Annotated in this window: 17 protein-coding genes and 1 pseudogene; 5 read left to right on the forward strand and 13 right to left on the reverse strand. The window is 35.4% G+C overall.

Annotated features, from left to right (window positions below):
• A partial coding sequence (locus tag H1P_RS12685) for a 3'-5' exonuclease (protein ID WP_144867619.1) occupies nucleotides 1-1,714 on the forward strand: 1,714 nt, incomplete at its 5' end.
• A gap of 154 nt (nucleotides 1,715-1,868) precedes the next feature.
• Here the strand turns inward: H1P_RS12685 and H1P_RS12690 are convergent.
• Both H1P_RS12690 and H1P_RS12695 read right to left on the reverse strand, forming a co-directional pair.
• Nucleotides 1,869-2,819: a GDP-mannose 4,6-dehydratase gene (locus H1P_RS12690; protein WP_144867621.1), complete on the reverse strand. Its 951-nt coding sequence runs from the start codon at nucleotides 2,817-2,819 to the stop codon at nucleotides 1,869-1,871.
• Nucleotides 2,820-2,858: 39 nt separating this feature from the next.
• On the reverse strand, nucleotides 2,859-4,010 hold the full coding sequence (locus H1P_RS12695; RefSeq protein ID WP_144867623.1) for a branched-chain amino acid ABC transporter permease: 1,152 nt from the start codon (nucleotides 4,008-4,010) through the stop codon (nucleotides 2,859-2,861).
• 347 nt (nucleotides 4,011-4,357) lie between these two features.
• Here H1P_RS12695 and H1P_RS12700 point away from each other — a divergent pair, with 347 nt between their 5' ends.
• Nucleotides 4,358-5,221, forward strand: coding sequence for a PFE-CTERM domain-containing protein (locus H1P_RS12700; protein WP_144867625.1), 864 nt, complete (start codon nucleotides 4,358-4,360; stop codon nucleotides 5,219-5,221).
• A gap of 245 nt (nucleotides 5,222-5,466) precedes the next feature.
• The gene (locus tag H1P_RS12705) at nucleotides 5,467-6,321 is read left to right on the forward strand and encodes a PFE-CTERM domain-containing protein (RefSeq protein ID WP_144867627.1); all 855 of its coding nucleotides are present in this window, start codon (nucleotides 5,467-5,469) and stop codon (nucleotides 6,319-6,321) included.
• 524 nt (nucleotides 6,322-6,845) lie between these two features.
• Here H1P_RS12705 and dndE read toward each other — a convergent pair.
• The 9 genes and pseudogenes from dndE to pip all read right to left on the reverse strand — a co-directional run bounded on the left by dndE (nucleotide 6,846) and on the right by pip (nucleotide 15,198).
• Nucleotides 6,846-7,232, reverse strand: coding sequence for a DNA sulfur modification protein DndE (gene dndE, locus H1P_RS12710; RefSeq protein WP_144867629.1), 387 nt, complete (start codon nucleotides 7,230-7,232; stop codon nucleotides 6,846-6,848).
• 313 nt (nucleotides 7,233-7,545) lie between these two features.
• Nucleotides 7,546-8,571 (reverse strand): DMT family transporter, encoded by a 1,026-nt coding sequence (locus H1P_RS12715; RefSeq protein ID WP_144867631.1) that lies wholly within the window; start codon nucleotides 8,569-8,571, stop codon nucleotides 7,546-7,548.
• A 56-nt stretch (nucleotides 8,572-8,627) separates the two neighbouring features.
• The gene (locus H1P_RS12720) at nucleotides 8,628-9,602 is read right to left on the reverse strand and encodes a cysteine synthase A (protein WP_144867633.1); all 975 of its coding nucleotides are present in this window, start codon (nucleotides 9,600-9,602) and stop codon (nucleotides 8,628-8,630) included.
• Nucleotides 9,603-9,705: 103 nt separating this feature from the next.
• Nucleotides 9,706-11,586, reverse strand: coding sequence for a HEAT repeat domain-containing protein (locus tag H1P_RS12725; RefSeq protein WP_144867635.1), 1,881 nt, complete (start codon nucleotides 11,584-11,586; stop codon nucleotides 9,706-9,708).
• 56 nt (nucleotides 11,587-11,642) lie between these two features.
• Nucleotides 11,643-11,843 (reverse strand): annotated as a pseudogene (locus H1P_RS37430) (XRE family transcriptional regulator); the annotation flags it as partial.
• A 444-nt stretch (nucleotides 11,844-12,287) separates the two neighbouring features.
• Complete coding sequence (locus H1P_RS12740; RefSeq protein WP_144867637.1) at nucleotides 12,288-12,923, reverse strand: hypothetical protein; 636 nt, start codon at nucleotides 12,921-12,923, stop codon at nucleotides 12,288-12,290.
• A gap of 43 nt (nucleotides 12,924-12,966) precedes the next feature.
• Entirely contained in the window at nucleotides 12,967-13,089 is a 123-nt protein-coding gene (locus H1P_RS38925; protein WP_281291152.1) for a hypothetical protein, read from the reverse strand.
• A gap of 186 nt (nucleotides 13,090-13,275) precedes the next feature.
• Nucleotides 13,276-13,914 carry a peroxiredoxin gene (locus tag H1P_RS12750; protein WP_144867639.1) on the reverse strand — a complete coding sequence of 213 codons (639 nt, stop codon included), beginning with the start codon at nucleotides 13,912-13,914 and terminating at the stop codon, nucleotides 13,276-13,278.
• 339 nt (nucleotides 13,915-14,253) lie between these two features.
• The gene (gene pip, locus H1P_RS12755) at nucleotides 14,254-15,198 is read right to left on the reverse strand and encodes a prolyl aminopeptidase (RefSeq protein ID WP_144867641.1); all 945 of its coding nucleotides are present in this window, start codon (nucleotides 15,196-15,198) and stop codon (nucleotides 14,254-14,256) included.
• A 70-nt stretch (nucleotides 15,199-15,268) separates the two neighbouring features.
• Here pip and H1P_RS12760 point away from each other — a divergent pair, with 70 nt between their 5' ends.
• Together H1P_RS12760 and H1P_RS12765 are read left to right on the forward strand one after the other, a co-directional pair.
• Complete coding sequence (locus tag H1P_RS12760) at nucleotides 15,269-16,075, forward strand: hypothetical protein (RefSeq protein WP_144867643.1); 807 nt, start codon at nucleotides 15,269-15,271, stop codon at nucleotides 16,073-16,075.
• A gap of 145 nt (nucleotides 16,076-16,220) precedes the next feature.
• The gene (locus H1P_RS12765) at nucleotides 16,221-16,379 is read left to right on the forward strand and encodes a hypothetical protein (RefSeq protein WP_222427041.1); all 159 of its coding nucleotides are present in this window, start codon (nucleotides 16,221-16,223) and stop codon (nucleotides 16,377-16,379) included.
• 285 nt (nucleotides 16,380-16,664) lie between these two features.
• Here H1P_RS12765 and H1P_RS12770 read toward each other — a convergent pair whose 3' ends face one another.
• Together H1P_RS12770 and H1P_RS12775 are read right to left on the reverse strand one after the other, a co-directional pair.
• Nucleotides 16,665-18,314, reverse strand: coding sequence for an iron uptake porin (locus H1P_RS12770; RefSeq protein WP_246141659.1), 1,650 nt, complete (start codon nucleotides 18,312-18,314; stop codon nucleotides 16,665-16,667).
• 320 nt (nucleotides 18,315-18,634) lie between these two features.
• Nucleotides 18,635-19,420, reverse strand: coding sequence for a hypothetical protein (locus tag H1P_RS12775; protein WP_144867645.1), 786 nt, complete (start codon nucleotides 19,418-19,420; stop codon nucleotides 18,635-18,637).
• Nucleotides 19,421-19,481: the final 61 nt, after the last annotated feature.

A 19,481-nucleotide genomic window follows, 5' to 3' on the forward strand; every position in this document is an offset into this window, starting at 1 on the left:
AGTGCTAGCAGAAGTTTACAACGAGTATCAATCTCGGCTGGCTGCTAATAATGCGTTAGATTTTGATGATTTAATTTTAATTCCTGTAAGATTATTTGAGCAAAATGAATCTATTTTAGGTTATTGGCACACTCAATTTCATCATATTTTAGTAGATGAATACCAAGATACCAATAAAATTCAATACGAGTTTATTCGTTTATTAACTACTAATAACGAAACCCGAAAAAGTGAATGGAATTGGCAAGAGCGATCGCTATTTGTAGTGGGAGATGCCGATCAATCTATTTATTCTTTTCGTTTGGCAGATTTCACAATTTTGCTGAATTTTCAACAGGATTTTGGCGATGATTTACCCGATGATGATACCAGAACCATGATTAAATTAGAGGAAAATTATCGCTCCAGAGAAAACATTTTACAAGCTGCTAATGCTTTAATAGAAAATAATACTCAACGGATCGATAAAGTTCTTAAACCAACAAGAGCTATCGGGGAACAAATCTATCTCCACAAAGCAGATGAGGAACAGCAAGAAGCGAAATTTGTGATTAAGCAGATGCAATATATGGTCAAAGAAAACCCCGAATTAAATTGGGGAAGCTTTGCTATTTTATATCGTACTAATGCTCAATCTCGTCCTTTTGAAGATTTATTAATTCAAAATAGTGTACCCTATAATATTGTTGGCGGTTTAAAATTCTATGACCGTAAAGAAATTAAAGACGTACTGTCTTATTTACGTTTGTTACTAAATCCCGATGATACTGTTAGCTTACTTCGCATTATTAACACTCCTCGCCGTGGGATTGGTAAGACAACTATTAACTCTTTAATTGATGCTGCTCAACAATTAGGTGTTCCCCTATGGGAAATAATTAGTGATGAAACTTCAGCGACTACGATGTCGGGAAGAGCAGCTAAATCTGTGAATAAATTTGTGCAAGTAATTGCAACAGCAAAAGCACAACTAGAAACTGCTACCGCAGCCGAAATTCTCAATTATATTATGGAAGAATCAGGCTACATAGATAATTTAAAACAACAAGGTACAGACGAAGCAGATAACCGTGTAGCTAACGTTTTTGAGTTATATAATGCCATTATCCAATTCCAAGAAGATAACGAAGAAACCAGTTTAGAAGCATTCTTATCCAGCGCAGCCCTAGCATCAGATTTAGATAATCTCGATGAAACTCAAGAAAAAGTTTCTTTAATGACACTTCATTCGGCAAAAGGTTTAGAATTTCCTCTGGTTTTCTTAGTAGGCATGGAACAGGGTTTGTTACCTCATAACCGTACTCTCAACGATCCTTTGGAAATAGAAGAAGAACGCCGTTTATGTTATGTAGGCATTACCCGCGCCCAAGAACAACTTTTTCTTACCTACACCAGAGAACGTCGTCTTTGGGGTTATCGCGAACCTGCGGTTGCTTCCCAATTTTTAAAAGAACTTCCTGAAGACTTAATTAGTAGTAATATTGCCCAAGCTACAGCTTATCGTAGTCGTCAAACACCCATAGCTAGCACCAATACTAATAATGATACCGATTGGAATGTCGGCGATCGCGTTTTCCACAAAGATTTTGGCGAAGGAGAAATTACCCACGTGCTTAATGGAGGGACAAAACCTACTTTAGCAGTCAAGTTTCACGATCTGAAAAGAACTAAAATTTTAGCTCAATCTGCTCCTCTAGAATTGATAGAAAACTAAAATATCTCAGTATAAATAAAAATTGGGAAATTAAAATTACATTAAATGTAGGGGCGAATGGCCATTCGCCCTTACAGACTGTAGGGTGGGCAATGCACTAAAGTACTTCCTTCGGTCGACCACCTTACGGTTATTAATTAATATCAATCATAATCTAGGTATACAAAGGCTTGACCCACATCCATTCTTTGGCTAAACCTTCAGCCAGGGAAACTTGGGGATTATAACCTAAGATTTTTTTAGCTTTAGAAATATCTGCGCTGGTATGACGAGCATCTCCTCTAGCTCTAGCTACATACTCTTTTTTAATCGGTTTGCCGATAACTTGTTCCATAGTAGCCAAAACATCCATTAAAACAGCCCGACTACCACCACCAATATTAAAGATTTCTCCTATAGCTTCGGGAACAGAAGCAGCAGCTAAATTAGCAGCTACCGCATCACTAACAAAAGTAAAGTCTCTAGTTTGTTGTCCATCACCGTAAATAGAAATTGCTCGCTCTTCAATAGCAGCTTTGAAAAATTTGTGAAATGCCATATCAGGACGTTGCCGAGGTCCATAAACAGTAAAGTAACGTAGGGCTGTTATGGGGACATTAAAATTTTGGTAATAGAGCCAGCACATTCTTTCGGCTGCTAGTTTAGTGATGCCATAAGGAGACACTGGTTGAGGAGGAACTTTTTCATCAGTAGGCATAGTTTCGGCATTTCCATATACTGAAGAGGTAGAAGCATAAACAAACCGTTTCAGAGAGCCATATTCTTTGGCAGCTTCTAAAATAACCTGAGTAGCATTAATATTTCTTTCGGTATAGTTACGAAAACTATCGCCCCAACTGGCTCTAACTCCTGCTTGGGCTGCTTGGTGATAAATGACATCAACATCTTTAAGTAGCTCTAACCAGTTTAAGTTTTGGATATCATCTTCAATAAATTTAAAATTAGAATATTGTTGCAGATGAGCAATATTAGCTTTTTTCTGATTGATATCGTAATAGTCATTAATTTGATCGACACCAATAATGAGATCGTCTTTGAGTAATAGAGTTTCTGCCAAGTGAGAGCCAATAAATCCAGCAGCACCAGTCACAACATGAGTAGCCATAAAAGTTCTTCTATGAATTTTGGGTGAGCGTTACCTATATTAACGCCCCAAAGTAAGTTCTTCCTTTTTACCTAAAATTCCTTGAGGTCGCCACACCATTAGAATCATCAAGATTAAACCAATTACCATGATGCGAAACGCCCCTTGTCGAGAACTATCAAAACCTTGCAATGCGGGAAAATACACCGCCAACCAGGTAACAATTTGGGGAAGATAAGAACGAGTTAAAGCATCATAAGCCCAAAAAATGATAACTCCCAATAACGACCCTGCATTACTTCCTGCACCTCCTAGCACTACCATTGTCCAAACATTAAAAGTAACCAGAGGTTGAAAGTTGTCAGGATATATTGTAGTAAGTTGCCATGCATAAAACGATCCTGCAATTCCAGCGATCGCTCCTCCAATCATAAAAGCCTGTAACTTATACCAGAAGACGTTTTTACCCAATGCTCTAGGGATTTCTTCATCTTCTCGAATTGCTTTTAAAACTCTTCCCCAAGGAGATGTCACCAACAGTTGTAAACCCCAGTAAATAACAGCCAAAACCAGCAATACCAGCAGCATTAATCCCGCTTTGTAATTATAGTTAGACAGAGCAAAACAACTGTTAATATAAACAGTCATAATTAGAGCCAGAGCAATAATACCCCAGATAACTAAACTAATCTTGCTTGTCGGTTTATAGCTTTTACCCTGAATAGCTTGACCTTCGCGCCATTGGGCTTTTAAGCTTTTCCCTAATTGCCAGAGGGCAAAAATACCCAACACTGTCAGTAAAGCAAAATTGACAATATTACCAATCGCATTAGGATTGTAACGATCCATTGGTAAAGGGAAACGCTGTACCCCAAAAGCACCCCTGGTTAACCACTCCTCATTAAGAGCTATCAAGCGCAATACTTCCGAAACCCCAATGGTAACAATAGCTAAATAGTCTTCTCGTAACCGCAGCGTCGATAAACCAATGATAAAACCCAGTAAAGATGCTAATGCAGCACCCGCAATTACAGCGAAGAATAACGGTACACCTTGGGAACTCAATAAAACTGTAGTGTATGCTCCCACCGTCATAAAAGCTACGTGACCGAAATTAATTAATCCCGTAAAACCCCATTGCAAATTTAACCCCAAAGCAAAAATGGCAAATAAACCAACTGATGTTGTTAAAAAGACGAGATAGCCTACCATTTAATCCTTTTACTAATCTTTTTTATATTCTTGCAGCCAATCTTACCTTAGTTCGGAAATTAATCAGTATTTGTATTGATATTGACAGTAGAGCATACGGGAATTTGTCCAGGGTAAATTGTAGAGAAGATGAACAGTAGCGGATTTCTACGTAATTTTACGATTGACGTTGCTCGGATAGCTCGATTAGCTTGGTATCAAACAAAATATATTTAATTAACAACGGTAATTTACAGCGTTTTGCACTTCAATTTGAGACAAAAAATCAAGAAGATTCCAAGAGAATTAATTTATTGCTGTACCTGTTAGTTATGCAAAACGCAGTATTAGCTGTTATATAGGGAATTATGAAAATTTTTAAGATTAAAGCGATTGGTTTTAGTGCTTTGTTTTTTGGGTTAGCTCAAGTTTCTGCTACGGGGTTTACTATAGATGCTTTCAGTGATGCTAATAGTGATAATATCGGAGATTTTTATACTGGAGATCCGCCCACTGTCATATTTAATCCTCCCATAAATGGTCAAGGAGTTTCTAACAACATTCAAAATAGTATAGTCTTTCCTAATCCAGATTCAGATACTCAACTGAGTAATGTGGCTGGAAGTAGTCGTCACATGAAAATAGATGCATCTAATAACAGCGAACTTGCAAAATTAGAAGCTGCCAAAGGTGTTGGCTTGTATCCACAGGCTATTAGTGTAACTAACAATCCTGGAGTATCATCTGTTGCTACAGCGGTTTGGAATGGCAACACTACTGTAGATGACTATAATGATCTAACTTTGGGTGCAAATCTTAATGCAGATTTGGATGATGGTATAGACGATAGTATTGCTATTGAGATTTTATTTGCCGATCAATCAGAACCTGAAGATGTAAGGCTGATTCTAGAACTCTATGACGGTACTGATATTTATGGTTACAGTCAACCTATCCCTGGAGTAGATATTGACCAAGGAATACCTCAACAGACTCTTTACTATGATTATCAAACTTATATAGATAATTCGGTAGATGTAAACAATATTGAGTATATTGCAATGACTATTGATAGTAATCGGCAATCAGGCTATGATGCTACCTTTAACTTCCTGCAAACAGCAATACAGCCTCAAGCAGTTCCCTTTGAATTTAGTCCAGCTTTAGGATTAATTCTTGGTGGCAGTTTCTTTAGCTTCTTAAAACTAAGAAAAAAGTTTCAGCAAAATTAAATTAGCAGCTAATGTTTAACAAGATAACTTAGCTGTTAAAAATAGATTTGGTTTAAGTCCCGATAAAGACAGTATTGATGAGGTGGAGTAAAATTTACTCTACAGAAATTTGTCCATGGTAAATTGTAGTAACTATTAGCAGTAGCGGATTTCTACGTGATTTTACGATTGACGCTGCTTGGATAGCCCGATTAGCTTAGTATCAAATGAAATATATTAATTAACAACAGTTATTATTAGCTGTTATGTCCGAAATTATGAAAATTTTTAAGATTAAAGCGATCGGTTTTAGTACTTTGTTTTTGGGATTAGCTCAAACTTCTGCTAATGCTTTTACGTTGGATGCTTTTAGTGATGCTAACGTAAATACAGGAACCTTCTATTTTAATGGTTCCCCAATCACAACTCAAAATGGTGTATTTCAAGCCGTTTCTAATCTTCCTAATAATGCAACAGGTCTTTATTATTCTGACACAGATTCAGATACAGGTCTCAGCACAAGTAGTGTGGTTGGGGGTAGCCGTCACATGACAATAAATACTGTAGATAATAGTGGCGAAGCTATATTACAAACGGCATCTAGTACTTTACCAGATGCTATTGGTCTTGCTAGTGATGGAACACCTTCTATAGCTACTGTAGTTTGGAATGGCTCAAATACTATTGATTTCAATAATTTAAATTCCGATGCAAATTTAAATGTAAATTTAACTCAGGAAGGAGATGATAGCATAGTTGTTGACATTATATTATCAGATTTGGGTGGTAAGCTAACTCTTGAATTATACGATGGCACTAATTTCCACCCTTATGAACAAGATATTCCTCAAGTAGACCCTGGCAATGGTTTTCCCGAACAAACTCTTTATTATGATTTTTCGACTTATATAAACAATGGTGTGGACGTGACCAGCATTGACTACATAAAAATGACTATTGATAGCAACAATCAATCAAGTTATGATGCTAGATTTGATTTTATAGAAGCAGCAATACAACCACAAGGAGTTCCTTTTGATTTTAGTCCAAGTTTAGGATTAATTCTTGGTGGTAGTTTATTTAGCTTTTTAAGACTAAGAAAAAAGTTTCAGCAAAATTAAATTAGCAGCTAATGTTTGGCAAGATAACTTATACCAATTATCAAAAATAGCTAGATAGATAGAAAATTATTTCTTATTAATAAAAAACACTCAAACTACTATTTACACTAACTCCTGACTCCTGATATGCCCTAAAGGACTTCCTTCGGTCGCGAAGCGGTATCCTTTAGGACTCCTAGCTTTAAACCTTCGTCTCTTATTACCTTTAATAAATGGTATTAACTGTAAAAAATAGATTTGGTTTAAGTCCCGATAAAGACAATATCGATGGGGTGAAGTGAAATTTACTCTATCGATTTTTTTATTTGTTTGTTATTGCAGCGTAACTAAAAATTAATACCAAACCCAATTATCAAACAATCCCACAAACACTGATCTCGTAGAGACGTGATATATTGCGTCTCTAACATATCGCGTCTCGGAGCAGGTTTAAAGTTTTTGCCCATAAGCATTGTAAGATAAATACAATTAAAGGGTAGGTTAGGCATTGCCCACCCTACAGGTTATCTATTGTGTTCTTTTTTCTAATTAATATGAGTTAATTGAACTAACTTTTCGATACTATCTAAATCTTCATTTCCTGCTAGATATCCCAAACCGCGATGGAGGTGGAGCGTAAACTGTTTCCTAAGGGTATCTCGGTCTAAATTCAACCCGTCTTGATAACATCTTTGCTTCAGAGCAATTAATAAAACATCAGCAATTTCTCCGCCAAAAGTATCCCAAGCAATTTCTATATGACTATCTGTTTTAATCGCCACAGGAGAAGGAATACTAATCTCTTTTAAAGAACAACACAATGCCCAACGACACAAAATATTCCATTGAGTAATTTTAGTAGCACGTTTTAGTTTATTTAAGTTTTCTTCTCCAGCTTGGGAAACACGGACTGTTTTAATAGGACTTTCCATTTACTTTAATTAGTAGTTAGTAGGTAGGGGCGTAAGGCTTGCGCCCTAGTTATTAATTCTGAAAAGGGGCGTTGGTAAATCAAAGTATGATTTTTACAATTATCGATTTTCTCCAATTATTGAAAAAGCTTAGAGCTTAGAGCTTGAAGCTTAAAGCTATATGCCCTAAAGGACTTCCTTCGGTCGCGAAGCGGTATCCGTGATAGACGAACAGTAACATTATGTACGTCATCACTTAAATCACCAACGCCTGAAAAGGCTTACGCTCTAGTTATTAATTATGAACTCGTAAATATTAATTTTAAAATGAATTTCAAATTCCTTTAAAGCCTACATCATGATCTAGATCCTTTTGCCATGTTTTTTGTTTATTTGCAGCTTGTAACTTATTTTGTTTTACCACACCAACTTGATTAAAAATAATACCTAAAATAATTACCGCTCCTCCAATATATTGAGCAGATGTAGGAACTTCTCTTAATATCAAATAAGCAAATAAAATACCAGCTAAAGGGCTAAAAGAACTAGCAAGAGAAACATCAGCAGCCTTAGTTCTTTTCAAGCCTTGAAACCATGAAAGCTGTCCCCCCACCACAATCACTGCACCATAGACTAACATCCATTGCCACAACACAGGAGCGAAAACATCAGTGAAATGGCTGACACCAAATAGTTTAATAACTACCGCAAAAAATACTACTGTTCCCACAGCTACCCGAAAAACACTAAAAATACCAAGGGGAATTTGTGCCAAACTTACTTTACTAACAGTATTAGAAACAGATTGAGAAATTGCAGCTAAAGCAACCATTAATTCTCCTCTACCAACTTCCATTACTCCCGCCATATTAACTATATTATCTGACGGAGATTGCAGAATAACGGTTAAAGCAACCCCCACAAAAGAAATAATTGCTCCTAAAATCACTAATCCGTTGACTCTTTCTTTGAGAATTAAAATTGAGATTGCTAAAGCTAACGGCGGTTCAATTCTGCCAATTAAAACTACATTATTAACTGAGGTAATATCCAAAGCAAAAAAGACTAAAGATGGGGCTAATGCTCCTGATAAAATAGCGACAGTAACTAAACTTAGCCAATTTTTTACAGAAAGCCTATTAAGAGAACTAGCTCGCCAACTACGACCATATATAGTAACCAAAGCTAGTAAAGCGCAAAGATTCCCCACAAACAAGACATTACAAAAAGAAATGGGATTTCTGCCATCAATCAGATAGTTTTCGCCTAATTCGATTAGTTGTCTAGTTACAGAGTTAGACGCAGCAAAAATTAAAATAGCAACAAATAAATAAACTCGCCCTGGTATTTTATTCAACACATTTAAGCTTAATCTTCAAATTTTAAAATTTGAGCGAATGCCATTCGCCCCTACAATTAACCAACCGATAAACCTTTTTCGGCTAACCATTGGGGATTGTAAATTCTGGATTGATATCGAGAACCACTATCACACAATACAGTAACAATAGTATGTCCTGCACCTAATTGTTTGGCTAAAGCGTAGGCTGCGCCGACATTGATACCTACTGAACCGCCCATAAACAAGCCATCTTTACGCAATAGCTGATAAATTACTCTAAGACATTCAGGATCATCTATTTGAATAGCATCATCAATGGGTACGTCTTCCATATTGGCAGTAATGCGACTGTTGCCAATACCTTCAGTAATAGATTTCCCTTCGGGTTTGATTTCTCCTATTTTGACGTAACTATATAAACCACTGCCCATCGGGTCAGCTACAATACATCTAATATCGGGATTCTTTTCTTTAAGACACAAAGCAACTCCTGCATAAGTACCCCCTGTACCTGTAGCAGCTACCCAAGCATCGACTTTCCCGTCGGTTTGTTGCCAAATTTCTTCACCCGTCGTTTCATAATGGGCATTGCGATTGGCTAAGTTATCAAATTGATTTGCCCAAATAGCGTTATCTAATTCGGCTGCTAAACGCCCCGACACCTTGACATAATTTTCTGGATTTTTATAGGGTACAGCAGGAATAGTACGCACTTCTGCACCAAGGGTACGTAAAGTATCGATTTTTTCTTGAGATTGAGTTTCAGGAATCACGATCAAACATTTATAACCTTTAGCATTACAAATATGGGTTAAGCCGATACCAGTATTACCTGCTGTGCCTTCTACTACTGTTCCCCCTGGTTTGAGGAGTCCTTTTTTTTCTGCATCTTCAACAATATATAGTGCAGCCCGATCTTTTACTGAACCACCTGGATTGAGAAATTCTGCTTTGCCTAAGATTTCACAACCTGTTTCATCACTAAAGCTATTGAGGCGAATTAAAGGGGTATTTCCTACTGTATCGACAAAACCGTTTTTGATATCCATCTTTATAATTACAACTTGCTCTCAATCTAGATTAGCGGGAAACGGGTACTAAGTGTCTGATGCTTGTAAATTATTTAATAGAGTAATTAGCGATCGCATTTAATTATTTTGAACCTTTATCGTATAATTTCTGTAGGCTCTCTTTTGCTGTGGCTCGAACGATCCGATTACCATCTTGGGCTAATATTTCTAAAGTATCTTGGGGAGTTTGTTTATTTTGAGCTATGGCATATCTTTCTAACCACGATATAGAGTTACTATTCTCCGCTAAAACGGAACTTTCTGCATAATCGCTCAGAAAAAGAGCTACACGACTAAATGATGGGGTTTCTGATTTGGCAAAGTTTTTAAAAATAGTTTCTTTTATTTGGCGAGTACATTTAGGGTTTTCGGAAACCGATTCGCGAACTAAAAGATCGGAATCATTAGCAAGTGATTCTAGTATCTCTATTGGTGTATTAGGATTTTTGGCTATAGCTACACGAATTTGATTACTAAAGTCATTAGCAAGTAATTCTAATAAATTTATGGGTGTATTGGGATTTCTCGCTACGCGAAAACGAATCCTACTATTGCGATCTATAGCGAACAATTTTAATATTTCTACTGACACATTAGGGTTATCTGCCACATATTCACGAATTTGATCGTTAGAATCACAAGCTAGCATCTTTAATATTTTTACTGGCGTACTAGGATTTTTCGCAATATCATAGCAAATCTGCTTGTCAGAGTAATCGATAAGTGATTCTAGTATTTCGATTGATAGATTAGGATTTCTCGTAACGGCATAATTACAGCCAAAAGATTTTAGTATATTTTCTGGCGTGTTGGGATTAACTGCGACACGATAACGAATTGTATAATCAGATTCTTTTGCCAGTAATTCTAATGTTTCTGGTGGCGTACAAGAGTTTCCTGCTACATACTCGCGCACCTGCTTATGAGAATCGCGAGCAAGCAATTTTAGGATTTCTGCTGGTGTATTAGAGTTTCCTGCTATAGCTCTACGAATTCCATAATAGGAGTCATTTGCCAATAATTTTAGTGTCTCTAAAGGCGTAGTAGGATTTCCCGCTACACGATAACGAATATTAATATCTGGGTCGGTAGCGAGTGATTGTAAGATACTTATTGATGTATTATGGTTTCCTGCTGCACTGTTGCGAACACCATTATTAGAATCCTTGGCAAGTAATTCTAATGTTTCTGGGGGTGTGCTAGGATTTTCCGCTACATTTCTCCGAATTGAACTATTTTCATCACAAGCGAGTTGTTCCAATATGATTGATTTTGTGCTGGGATTTTGGGCTGTGTATCCTTTTAATAATTGATTGATTAACCGAATAGATTGTATAAATTCATAAAAATTAGTCAAAAGTTTAAAACTTCTTTGTGGTGTTTCAAAATCACCTCTACATCTTGCTCCATATCGAAAATCCCAGACAACTCCATTAAAATCGTCAATAAATTTATTGACAAAAGAGCTATTTTGAATTGTCTCTTCTACCACTTTATGCCACCCTTGCGTTATCTCTCCTGATATTGAAACGTGCATTTTTGCTGTGTTTGCTACTATTGTCGCTGGATGATTAGCAGCATAATTCAACAAAAATAGAGGAGCATTATTTTGCTGTATTAATATAGATAAAACACCTGAAGGAATTTTTTTAATAAAAGTTAAATCACCTAATAACGAAAAATCAAAAATTGGATTATTCAACAATTCTTGTGGAAAATATACGCCTAGAATAAAAAGTATTTTTTTGGGTGTATTAGGGTTGCTGGTAACAGCTTTTCTAACTGTTTTACTTTCACGAGTAGCAAGATCACTTAATAACTCTGGAGATGCTGCGATATTTTGAGCTACTATTCGCGCCAAGTTATCATCAATGCTTGCTAATTCTTTTAAACGTTTTTGTGATGTCGTTTCTCTTTTTGCTTCTGCTATAAGAGCGGAATCATTATTATTAACTTTTGCCATGAAAAGATATATTTCTCATTAGATTAATGATTAACTATTACTGAAGATTTAGTATTTTAAACCTCAACAGTTTCATTATCTTGAATTTCTATAGGCTCTTGATTGGGTAATTCCACTATAATATGCAGCTTTCCACCAAGGGCATGAATATAATTTTTTAGGGTAGAAAGATGAATATTATTCCGTCGTTCTAAACGAGAAACATTTTCTTGTTTGATGCGTAGTAATTGAGCCATGTCAGCTTGAGTTAGTTTTGGTTTTTTTCTTAATTATCGTAATGTTGCGACTTCTTCTAACAGTTCTTCGGCTAAATTTTCGACTTTCGCCTGTCTTTCTGCTGGTAAAGACTTAATTACATAGTTTAAAGTAGTTTCCATAATATATAAAAAGAGCAAAAATGCTGACCACTCAGCCGAGTGGAAATCTCTAGGTTTTATGGCAACCTATAACCATTAGTCTCGGATTTTATCGAGTTTTAACTTTATAAAATTTGAAATTTGAAAGTTTAAGGTTTGAGAGTTGATTTTTGAGTTTTAAGCTTTAAACTTTAAGCTTTGAAACTATGGTGGCGATGGTGGGTTGTTAAGCCACAACTTACTGATTATGAGTCAGTCGCTCTAAACATTTGAGCTACATCGCGCTTTTTAAACCATAAATTCAGAGATTTTCGAGTGACCAGCAAGTTTTAGTATATCTTCTAATTAATCAGCAATTTCGATTGTCGTTGTAGCATTACTAATAGATAAGACTCTGTCGCAAGTAGATTTGAACTCTTCAATAAAGTTTTGTCGTCTTTCGTTTTCTTCAGATAAATTAACGGGATCGAGTAACTCGACTCCTTCTCTAGCTATAAAACCATCAGCTAAAGATTGATATCTGTCGGAAGCAGTATTAGCATTTCTACCCAAAACTTCTATGGCTAACTTATCAAGACGTTCTTTTACTTTAGCTTGAGCTTGTTGGTATTTACTCAAAGTCGTGCGATAGGATGAGTCCATTGTATTAAGAACTTCTTCGTAGTAAGCAATGAAGTTTTTCATCTCGATCGCTTCGGCAACGGTCATTTCTTCGTTAGCTACCGATACCATTGTAGTAGCATTGGATAAAACGATCGCTCTTTTAATGGTTCTTCTTCTAGCGATTAAAGCATCCACTCTTTGTAATGCAGCCCTGGCTTTAGAGTTATATTCTTCTCTAGACTTAAAACCAGTTGGCACTTGACCAATTTCCACAAAAGTAATCAAATTATTATTTCCTAAATCTGTCCTAGCAGAATTAATTCGTTTTTCCAACAAAGTCAGTTCGGCTAAAGCATCTGTTACAGTCATTTGAGTCAATTTATTTTTTCTCCTCCATCACTTGTATTACGTAATAAAAATATTATACTACAAAAAGAATCTTTACTTCTAAATTACTATTGGCTGCTAATAATTGCGATGCTACGGTAACGCCTGCTGCACCACCACCTATAATTACGATTTGATGCTTTAATTCTTGCTTCATTGTTGCTATTGAAAATAACTGATGGAATATTTAAGATGAGCATTGCCCTTTAACAATCCAATGGGAAATTTTATTTATAAGATGCAAATATATTAATTATCGTTCATATAATTGATTTATGTCGCTTGACAAATAAATAGTTAAGGTGGGCATCGCCCACCCTACCAGTGCTATTTAACTAGCAATTTACTTATCGGGTTGGGGAGTCATGCGGAGATAAGATTTGATTTCAGTAACGCCTTTGGGAAATTTCTTTTTAGCCTCTTCCGTAGGAATAGAAGGTGCAACTACAACATCTTCGCCTTCTTTCCAATTAACAGGAGTGGCTACGGAGTACTTATCGGTTAATTGCAATGAGTCAATTACTCTTAAGATTTCTTGGAAATTACGTCCTGTACTTGGGGGATAAGTAATACTCAAACGTAATTTTTTATTAGGGTCTATGACAAATACAGTTCTAACTGTTACCTTAGCATCAGCGTTGGGGTGAACCATATCATAAAGGTCGGAAACCTTTTTATCTTCATCCGCCAAGATAGGATAATCGACAGTAGTGCTTTGAGTTTCGTTAATGTCGCCAATCCAGCCCTTATGAGACTCTGCTCCATCGACGCTAAGAGCGATAGTTTTGACGTTACGTTTCTCAAATTCCGATCTTAGTTTAGAAACTTCTCCTAACTCGGTGGTACAAACAGGAGTGTAGTCTGCGGGGTGAGAAAAAAGTACTACCCAGCTATCTCCAGCCCACTCGTAAAAGGAGATTTCTCCTATATTAGAGTCCTGAGTAAAATCAGGTACGGTATCACCTAATCTGAGGGTTGCCATGTGTGATGTCCTCGTAAAATTCTATAAACGCGATTATTAATCTTGCCACAAAATGTTCATAGAACACACAATAGTTTAGCAATACATAATATTTTGTCTATTTGGGAGAACAGAGAACAAAAAATGATTGAGAAAAACTTGGTGAGGATTCGGCTTTAGAAATAGTCTAAAGCTTGCTTATAACCGTTTAATAAGACTCTACAGCAAAATCTAACACGTTTGCTCTGGCAACAGCGAATAAAAGTTTTATAAAATCTAGTTTCATCAACTAAATTTATCAGACACTCAGGCTATTGATATTTTGTATTTAAGATAGCTTTTGGCTAACAGCCAATTTACTCAATCTGCAAACTTATCCGTAGCTGTAATTAAAGCATCAACAATTCCAGGTTCAGATACAGAATGTCCTGCATCGGGTACTATGATATATTCTGCTTGCTGCCATGCTTGATGTAACTCCCAAGAAGTAATTACAGGGCAAACCACATCATATCTACCTTGTACTATGATACCAGGAATCTGAGAGATGCGATCGCATCTTTCTAACAATTGATTCTCCGTTTCCAAAAAACCTTTATTAACAAAATAATGACATTCAATTCTGGCAAATGCTTCGGCAAATTCATCTTCACCAAACCTTTTAATACTTTTTTCTGAGGGAATTAATTTACTGGTGCTAGCTTCCCAAACTGACCAAGCACGAGCAGCTTCTAAGCGAATGTCTCTATCTTCACTGGTCAATCTTGTGTAATAAGCTAATATTAAATCATCTCTTTCTGCAATAGGAATTGGTTTTAAATATTCTTCCCATGCATCAGGAAATATATAGCTTGCTCCTGATTGATAAAACCAGTGTAATTCTTTTTGACGCAACATAAAAATGCCTCGCAAAATTAAACCAAGACATTTATCGGGATGGGTTTGACTGTAAGCGAGGGATAAAGTACTCCCCCAACTTCCTCCAAAAACTACCCATTTTTCGATATTCAAATATTCTCTTATTTGTTCGATGTCTGCAACAGAATTCCAGGTGGTATTTTCTCTTAGTTCTGCGTAAGGAGTACTCTTACCACAACCTCTTTGATCGAACATGACAATCCGCCATTTTTCTGAATTAAAATATTGACGATATAAAGGAGAAGAACCACCACCAGGACCTCCATGAAGAATGACAACGGGTTTTCCATTGGGATTTCCTGATTGTTCATAATGAATTGTATGTAAATCGGATACTTTTAATTTACCTTCTTCGTAAGGTTCAAATAGGGGATATAGTTGACGCATTTTCTTGCTTGGTTAATGGTTAGTTGTTATAGCTAGCATGGTGAATATATTTAATTATCAATTAAAGGTGATGTTGCATAAAATCGACTATTTACAATATAAACATCCCCAGGATGCTTCAAGTCGTCTTCATGATTATTGTACTTTTATTGAAAAATTTGGTAGAACAGTTATTCAATCAGAAGAATGGGAACTGATAAAAATTAAACACAAGGATAAAATCAAAAAAAGTGAAGTAAACTATCCTGAACAAGAAGATATCTATATATTTCTTTATTCAGAAAGAAAAACAACATTATTTGTAAATGATGAATTAAGAATTACTATAGTTCCTTTTGAATCCTTAACTCAATATAATCCATATAGCTCTTCTTTTAAAGTTTGGGGTGTAGAGATTGATATAATTCAAGGAACTGTGAAATTCGCTCATTGTATGAATTTTGAAATACTAGAAGAATTAAGAAATAAAGGCTTAGGTTCTTATATATTGGAAAAATTAGTACAATTCGTTACAAATTACCCTTCAACTTTTAAAGTACGACTTCATGCAAAATCCATAGATGAAAATTTTCCTAATAATGATAAGTTGGTAAATGGTTTATATAAAAAGTTTAATTTATTAGAAGCGAAAACCATAGCAGATATCAAAGAAGTTCATAATTCAGACAAAATTGAAAGTTTGCAGCTTGCCAAAACTTTATTTAGTATAATAAAAGAAAGTAAAGAGCTAAATAAGAATCAAATAAATTTTACACAATATGTAAAAAAACTGGAAAAATTAATAAAAGAATATTCTGATAAAAATGACAGATATCAAAAAACTATACTTATCATGAGTACAATAATAGCAATACTAATAATAGTAATTGTCAAATAAAGTTTGAGTTAGTGAAAGGTGATAAAACTAAACTTTATCAATTTCAATAATTTATTAGTTACCAGAGTAAAGAAGAATAATGTCTCTATAAAATTAGAATTTTGAGATTTTTGTTATTAATTTAGTATGTTGATGAGCAAAGAGATTGGTTAGCGCATTTCAAGAAATACAGACTATTTATACTTTTGGCGATGCTCATCAAGAAACTCTGTATAAAATTAAAATTGCTGGGAAATTAGTTAAAGACGACTATCAAGATAAAAATTGTGAAATTACTATTGCTAGAATTAGCAGAAAATTTTAAACAAAAAATAGCTGTTTATAAAAATTAAGTTACATCAAAAGTAATTAAAAGATTGTACTTTATTGATTTGACTCCTAATCACAATAGTTCAAGAAGAATTTGAGATCGTTGTTGAAAAATTTGGCGTTGCTGATTCAAGGTATGAAATAAATAATAGTACGGTTCGGAGCTTGGGGGCTTCGAGGCTTCGTTGTTAATAGCTCTTTTTGAGTTTTTAGAACAAAGCAATCAAAATTTAAAATCATATTTTGATTCAGCAACGCCAAAAATTTTAGTTAAATTAGCTTAAAAACTAAAAGTAGTCCGAATAGTGCCGATAACTAAATCTTCATTGTTAGTATCATTATCTGGTGCAGTAATCCAAACTACCCCAGGGGTAACTGCAATGTAGTCGTTAACTTGATACTGATAAAAAGCCTCTACATGAAGTGATAAGTCTTCGTCTTCTGCCAAGTTATCAATGCTGGAATTGGTTACAGTAGGCTCTATACCGACGATAATACCTGCCATGTTACCTTCTTTGCCTAAATCTGGTAAAGCAACCGTTAAAGCAGTATTCCAGATGTCTTGTGTACCTCTGTCGAGGCTTCCCCCTAAAGTAGAGAGGGTGGTTACTTTAGATAGTGTACCCCAACCACCGATAATAAAACGATCGCTGATTGTCCAAGACAATTCGATACCATAAGAGTCACTTACTGTAGACACCCCATCAGGAAAAGCATTATTTGCGGTGAAAGATTGAATATTCGCTTTGTTACTTCCTGTTTCCGTATCGCTTTGATTGCGGGAATGTACGTAGGTAAAAGCCACATCTAAGCTATCTGAGGGGTTCAAGAAGATTTGAGCAATTGCACTATAAGGTGCGTCAAAAATACCACTTCCTTCTGTGGGTTGATTTGTAGGAAAAGCTAAATAACCACCACTGATTTCGATGGTGTTTCCCAAGTTATAAGTAATACCTAATCCCGCATCGGCTGGAGACAAATATATAGGGTTACGAGTACCAAAACGGGATATTGCACCTGATGCACCATCACCATCCAGTATAGTTACCGTATTAACAAGATCATCTGCTGCTGTCCCTGTTGCGCCGATAATCACCTCTGTATTGTTACTGACAGGAAAAGTGTAATACAAAACTTCTAGCTGTAAGTCATTATCTTCGGGTTGGGTAAAGCTTAATTCTCCTTGAAAGCCAGTATCACTTGATAAAGAAGGCAAATTACCTGTAGCTAGACGAGTAAAAAGCAAGTCTTCTCCATTAAAGCTAGTATTTAAGTTTAACCTAACGCGATCGCCTAATACAGTTGATTTGTCGGTTTCTCCTGCAAAAACACTTCCTAAACCAAAAATGACTTCCCCCGATAACTTAGTAGTGGTAGAAAATTGGGTTAATTCTAATTCTGTTATGCGAGCTTGCAAACCATCGGTTTTTCCTCTTAAGATAGCCAATTCAGCTTGAAAATCTTGCATCAAACGCAAAAGGATTTCCAGATCGTCAGTTGCTACTTCCTCAGAAGCGGAAATGGCTTTTTCTAGTGTGTTAAGACAAGAGTTTAAACCTGCTGCGAATTCATAGCGCGATACCACTTGGTTTCCACGATAGGTATTGTTAGGAAACCCAGTAATGCAACCATAACGAGATGCTAAATTAACTAAAGCTTCATAAGCCCAATCCACAGAAGAAACATCCCGCAAGCGATCTACATCATTAACTTGAGACATAAAGCTATCTTGCTCGTTGTTTTCTGCTGATTGTAAAGAATTATTACTACTATCTACCCAATTGTGATCTATATCGTTTATCTTTTGAGCCGAATACCTATGAGAAATTCCCCTGTATAAGTCAGGGATTGCTTCTGCTGGCAGCGAAAAAGGCAAGCTAATTGCCAAGATTTCTGTTGCTAAGCTAACTCGCTTTAATATGTTTGACACTGGATTCCTCACACCTAAATACTATCTGGAATCAACTAAAAATTTCTCAAGTTAAGTTACTATCTTCTAGGTTCGCGATTACAAACAACGAAGATTAACCAAACTAGATGAAGTCAAGTATCATTTTTTTGACATCACTATTCTGACATTATTTGTTGTTAGTTGGGTACACTGAAATAAAATTTTATTTCTGGGATATTTATGAACATGGAAGTGATTTCAGGGGTAGAGCGATTTTTTCTTGATTGTTTTCAATTAGTAATTAAGTATTTTCTTTTAAGAGACTTTACTTAGATTTTTCTTAAAAAATAAACTATTTTTTATTCATATAGCTGTTGTAAGAGATTAAGATCGCTGCTTAAATCAGCCAAAGAATAAATTTTTGTGGTGGAAATAGGTAAAGATAAATCTTGATATTTAACAATTGCTAATTTTTCTTGACTTAAAGGAATAATGATTGGTGTCAGGGTTTGTAGATAGTTGTTAATTGTTTGCGTAATAGATGCAATCAAGTCTGAATTGTAGCTTCCCGCAATTGTTCCTAATCTTAAATAAACATCATTATCAATATCTTGAGGATATTTATGATATTTGTGCAAGCAATTAAACCGTTGCAATTCACGACGTATACTGTTGATATCAGTAGTAATAATTTGCTTACGAAACGACCAACCAATCATAGTTGGAATTAAAGTATTTTCTGTAGATAGTTGCAATTGGAAAGAGCGATCGCCTGGATGCTGATTTCTACTTAAAAATTGATAATTAACATTTGGCTGATAACTACCGAAACAAATATCCAAAGGAAATAAATCATTATTTATAAAATAATTTAAAAAACCAGAGTAATCTATATATTTAATTTCATCTCTTAGAGTATAAAACCATTTATTAACAAAACCTAATTCAGTTCTAATTCCTTCACAACCGATTATTGTAGCGTGAATCTGTTTTAGTGCATAAGGGATAAAATCACTGCCAAAAAAATCTTGTAAAATACCCTGTAAATCTACAATTAATTTCTGTAACTCTAACGGCTTTTCTCTATAATAAGCAACTAAGCTAACCCCAGGAACATCGGGTATTTGTAATTTATCTTTGCTCAATCTACTGTACTCCAAATTACGATTTTACTAGAGAAAATCGTTTTACTAAAATTTAACTGTA

This window comes from Hyella patelloides LEGE 07179, from assembly GCF_900659865.1.
Classification (GTDB): domain Bacteria; phylum Cyanobacteriota; class Cyanobacteriia; order Cyanobacteriales; family Xenococcaceae; genus Hyella; species Hyella patelloides.

Excerpts from the sequence above, each read along its gene's own strand:
- H1P_RS12695 (WP_144867623.1), bottom strand. The coding sequence starts at position 4,010 with ATGGTAGGCTATCTCGTCTTTTTAACAACATCAGTTGGTTTATTTGCC.
- H1P_RS38925 (WP_281291152.1), bottom strand. The coding sequence starts at position 13,089 with ATGAAGCAAGAATTAAAGCATCAAATCGTAATTATAGGTGGTGGTGCA.
- H1P_RS12760 (WP_144867643.1), top strand. The coding sequence starts at position 15,269 with ATGTTGCATAAAATCGACTATTTACAATATAAACATCCCCAGGATGCT.
- H1P_RS12750 (WP_144867639.1), bottom strand. The coding sequence starts at position 13,914 with ATGGCAACCCTCAGATTAGGTGATACCGTACCTGATTTTACTCAGGAC.
- H1P_RS12720 (WP_144867633.1), bottom strand. The coding sequence starts at position 9,602 with ATGGATATCAAAAACGGTTTTGTCGATACAGTAGGAAATACCCCTTTA.
- H1P_RS12725 (WP_144867635.1), bottom strand. The coding sequence starts at position 11,586 with ATGGCAAAAGTTAATAATAATGATTCCGCTCTTATAGCAGAAGCAAAA.
- H1P_RS12705 (WP_144867627.1), top strand. The coding sequence starts at position 5,467 with ATGTCCGAAATTATGAAAATTTTTAAGATTAAAGCGATCGGTTTTAGT.
- pip (WP_144867641.1), bottom strand. The coding sequence starts at position 15,198 with ATGCGTCAACTATATCCCCTATTTGAACCTTACGAAGAAGGTAAATTA.
- H1P_RS12700 (WP_144867625.1), top strand. The coding sequence starts at position 4,358 with ATGAAAATTTTTAAGATTAAAGCGATTGGTTTTAGTGCTTTGTTTTTT.
- H1P_RS12690 (WP_144867621.1), bottom strand. The coding sequence starts at position 2,819 with ATGGCTACTCATGTTGTGACTGGTGCTGCTGGATTTATTGGCTCTCAC.
- dndE (WP_144867629.1), bottom strand. The coding sequence starts at position 7,232 with ATGGAAAGTCCTATTAAAACAGTCCGTGTTTCCCAAGCTGGAGAAGAA.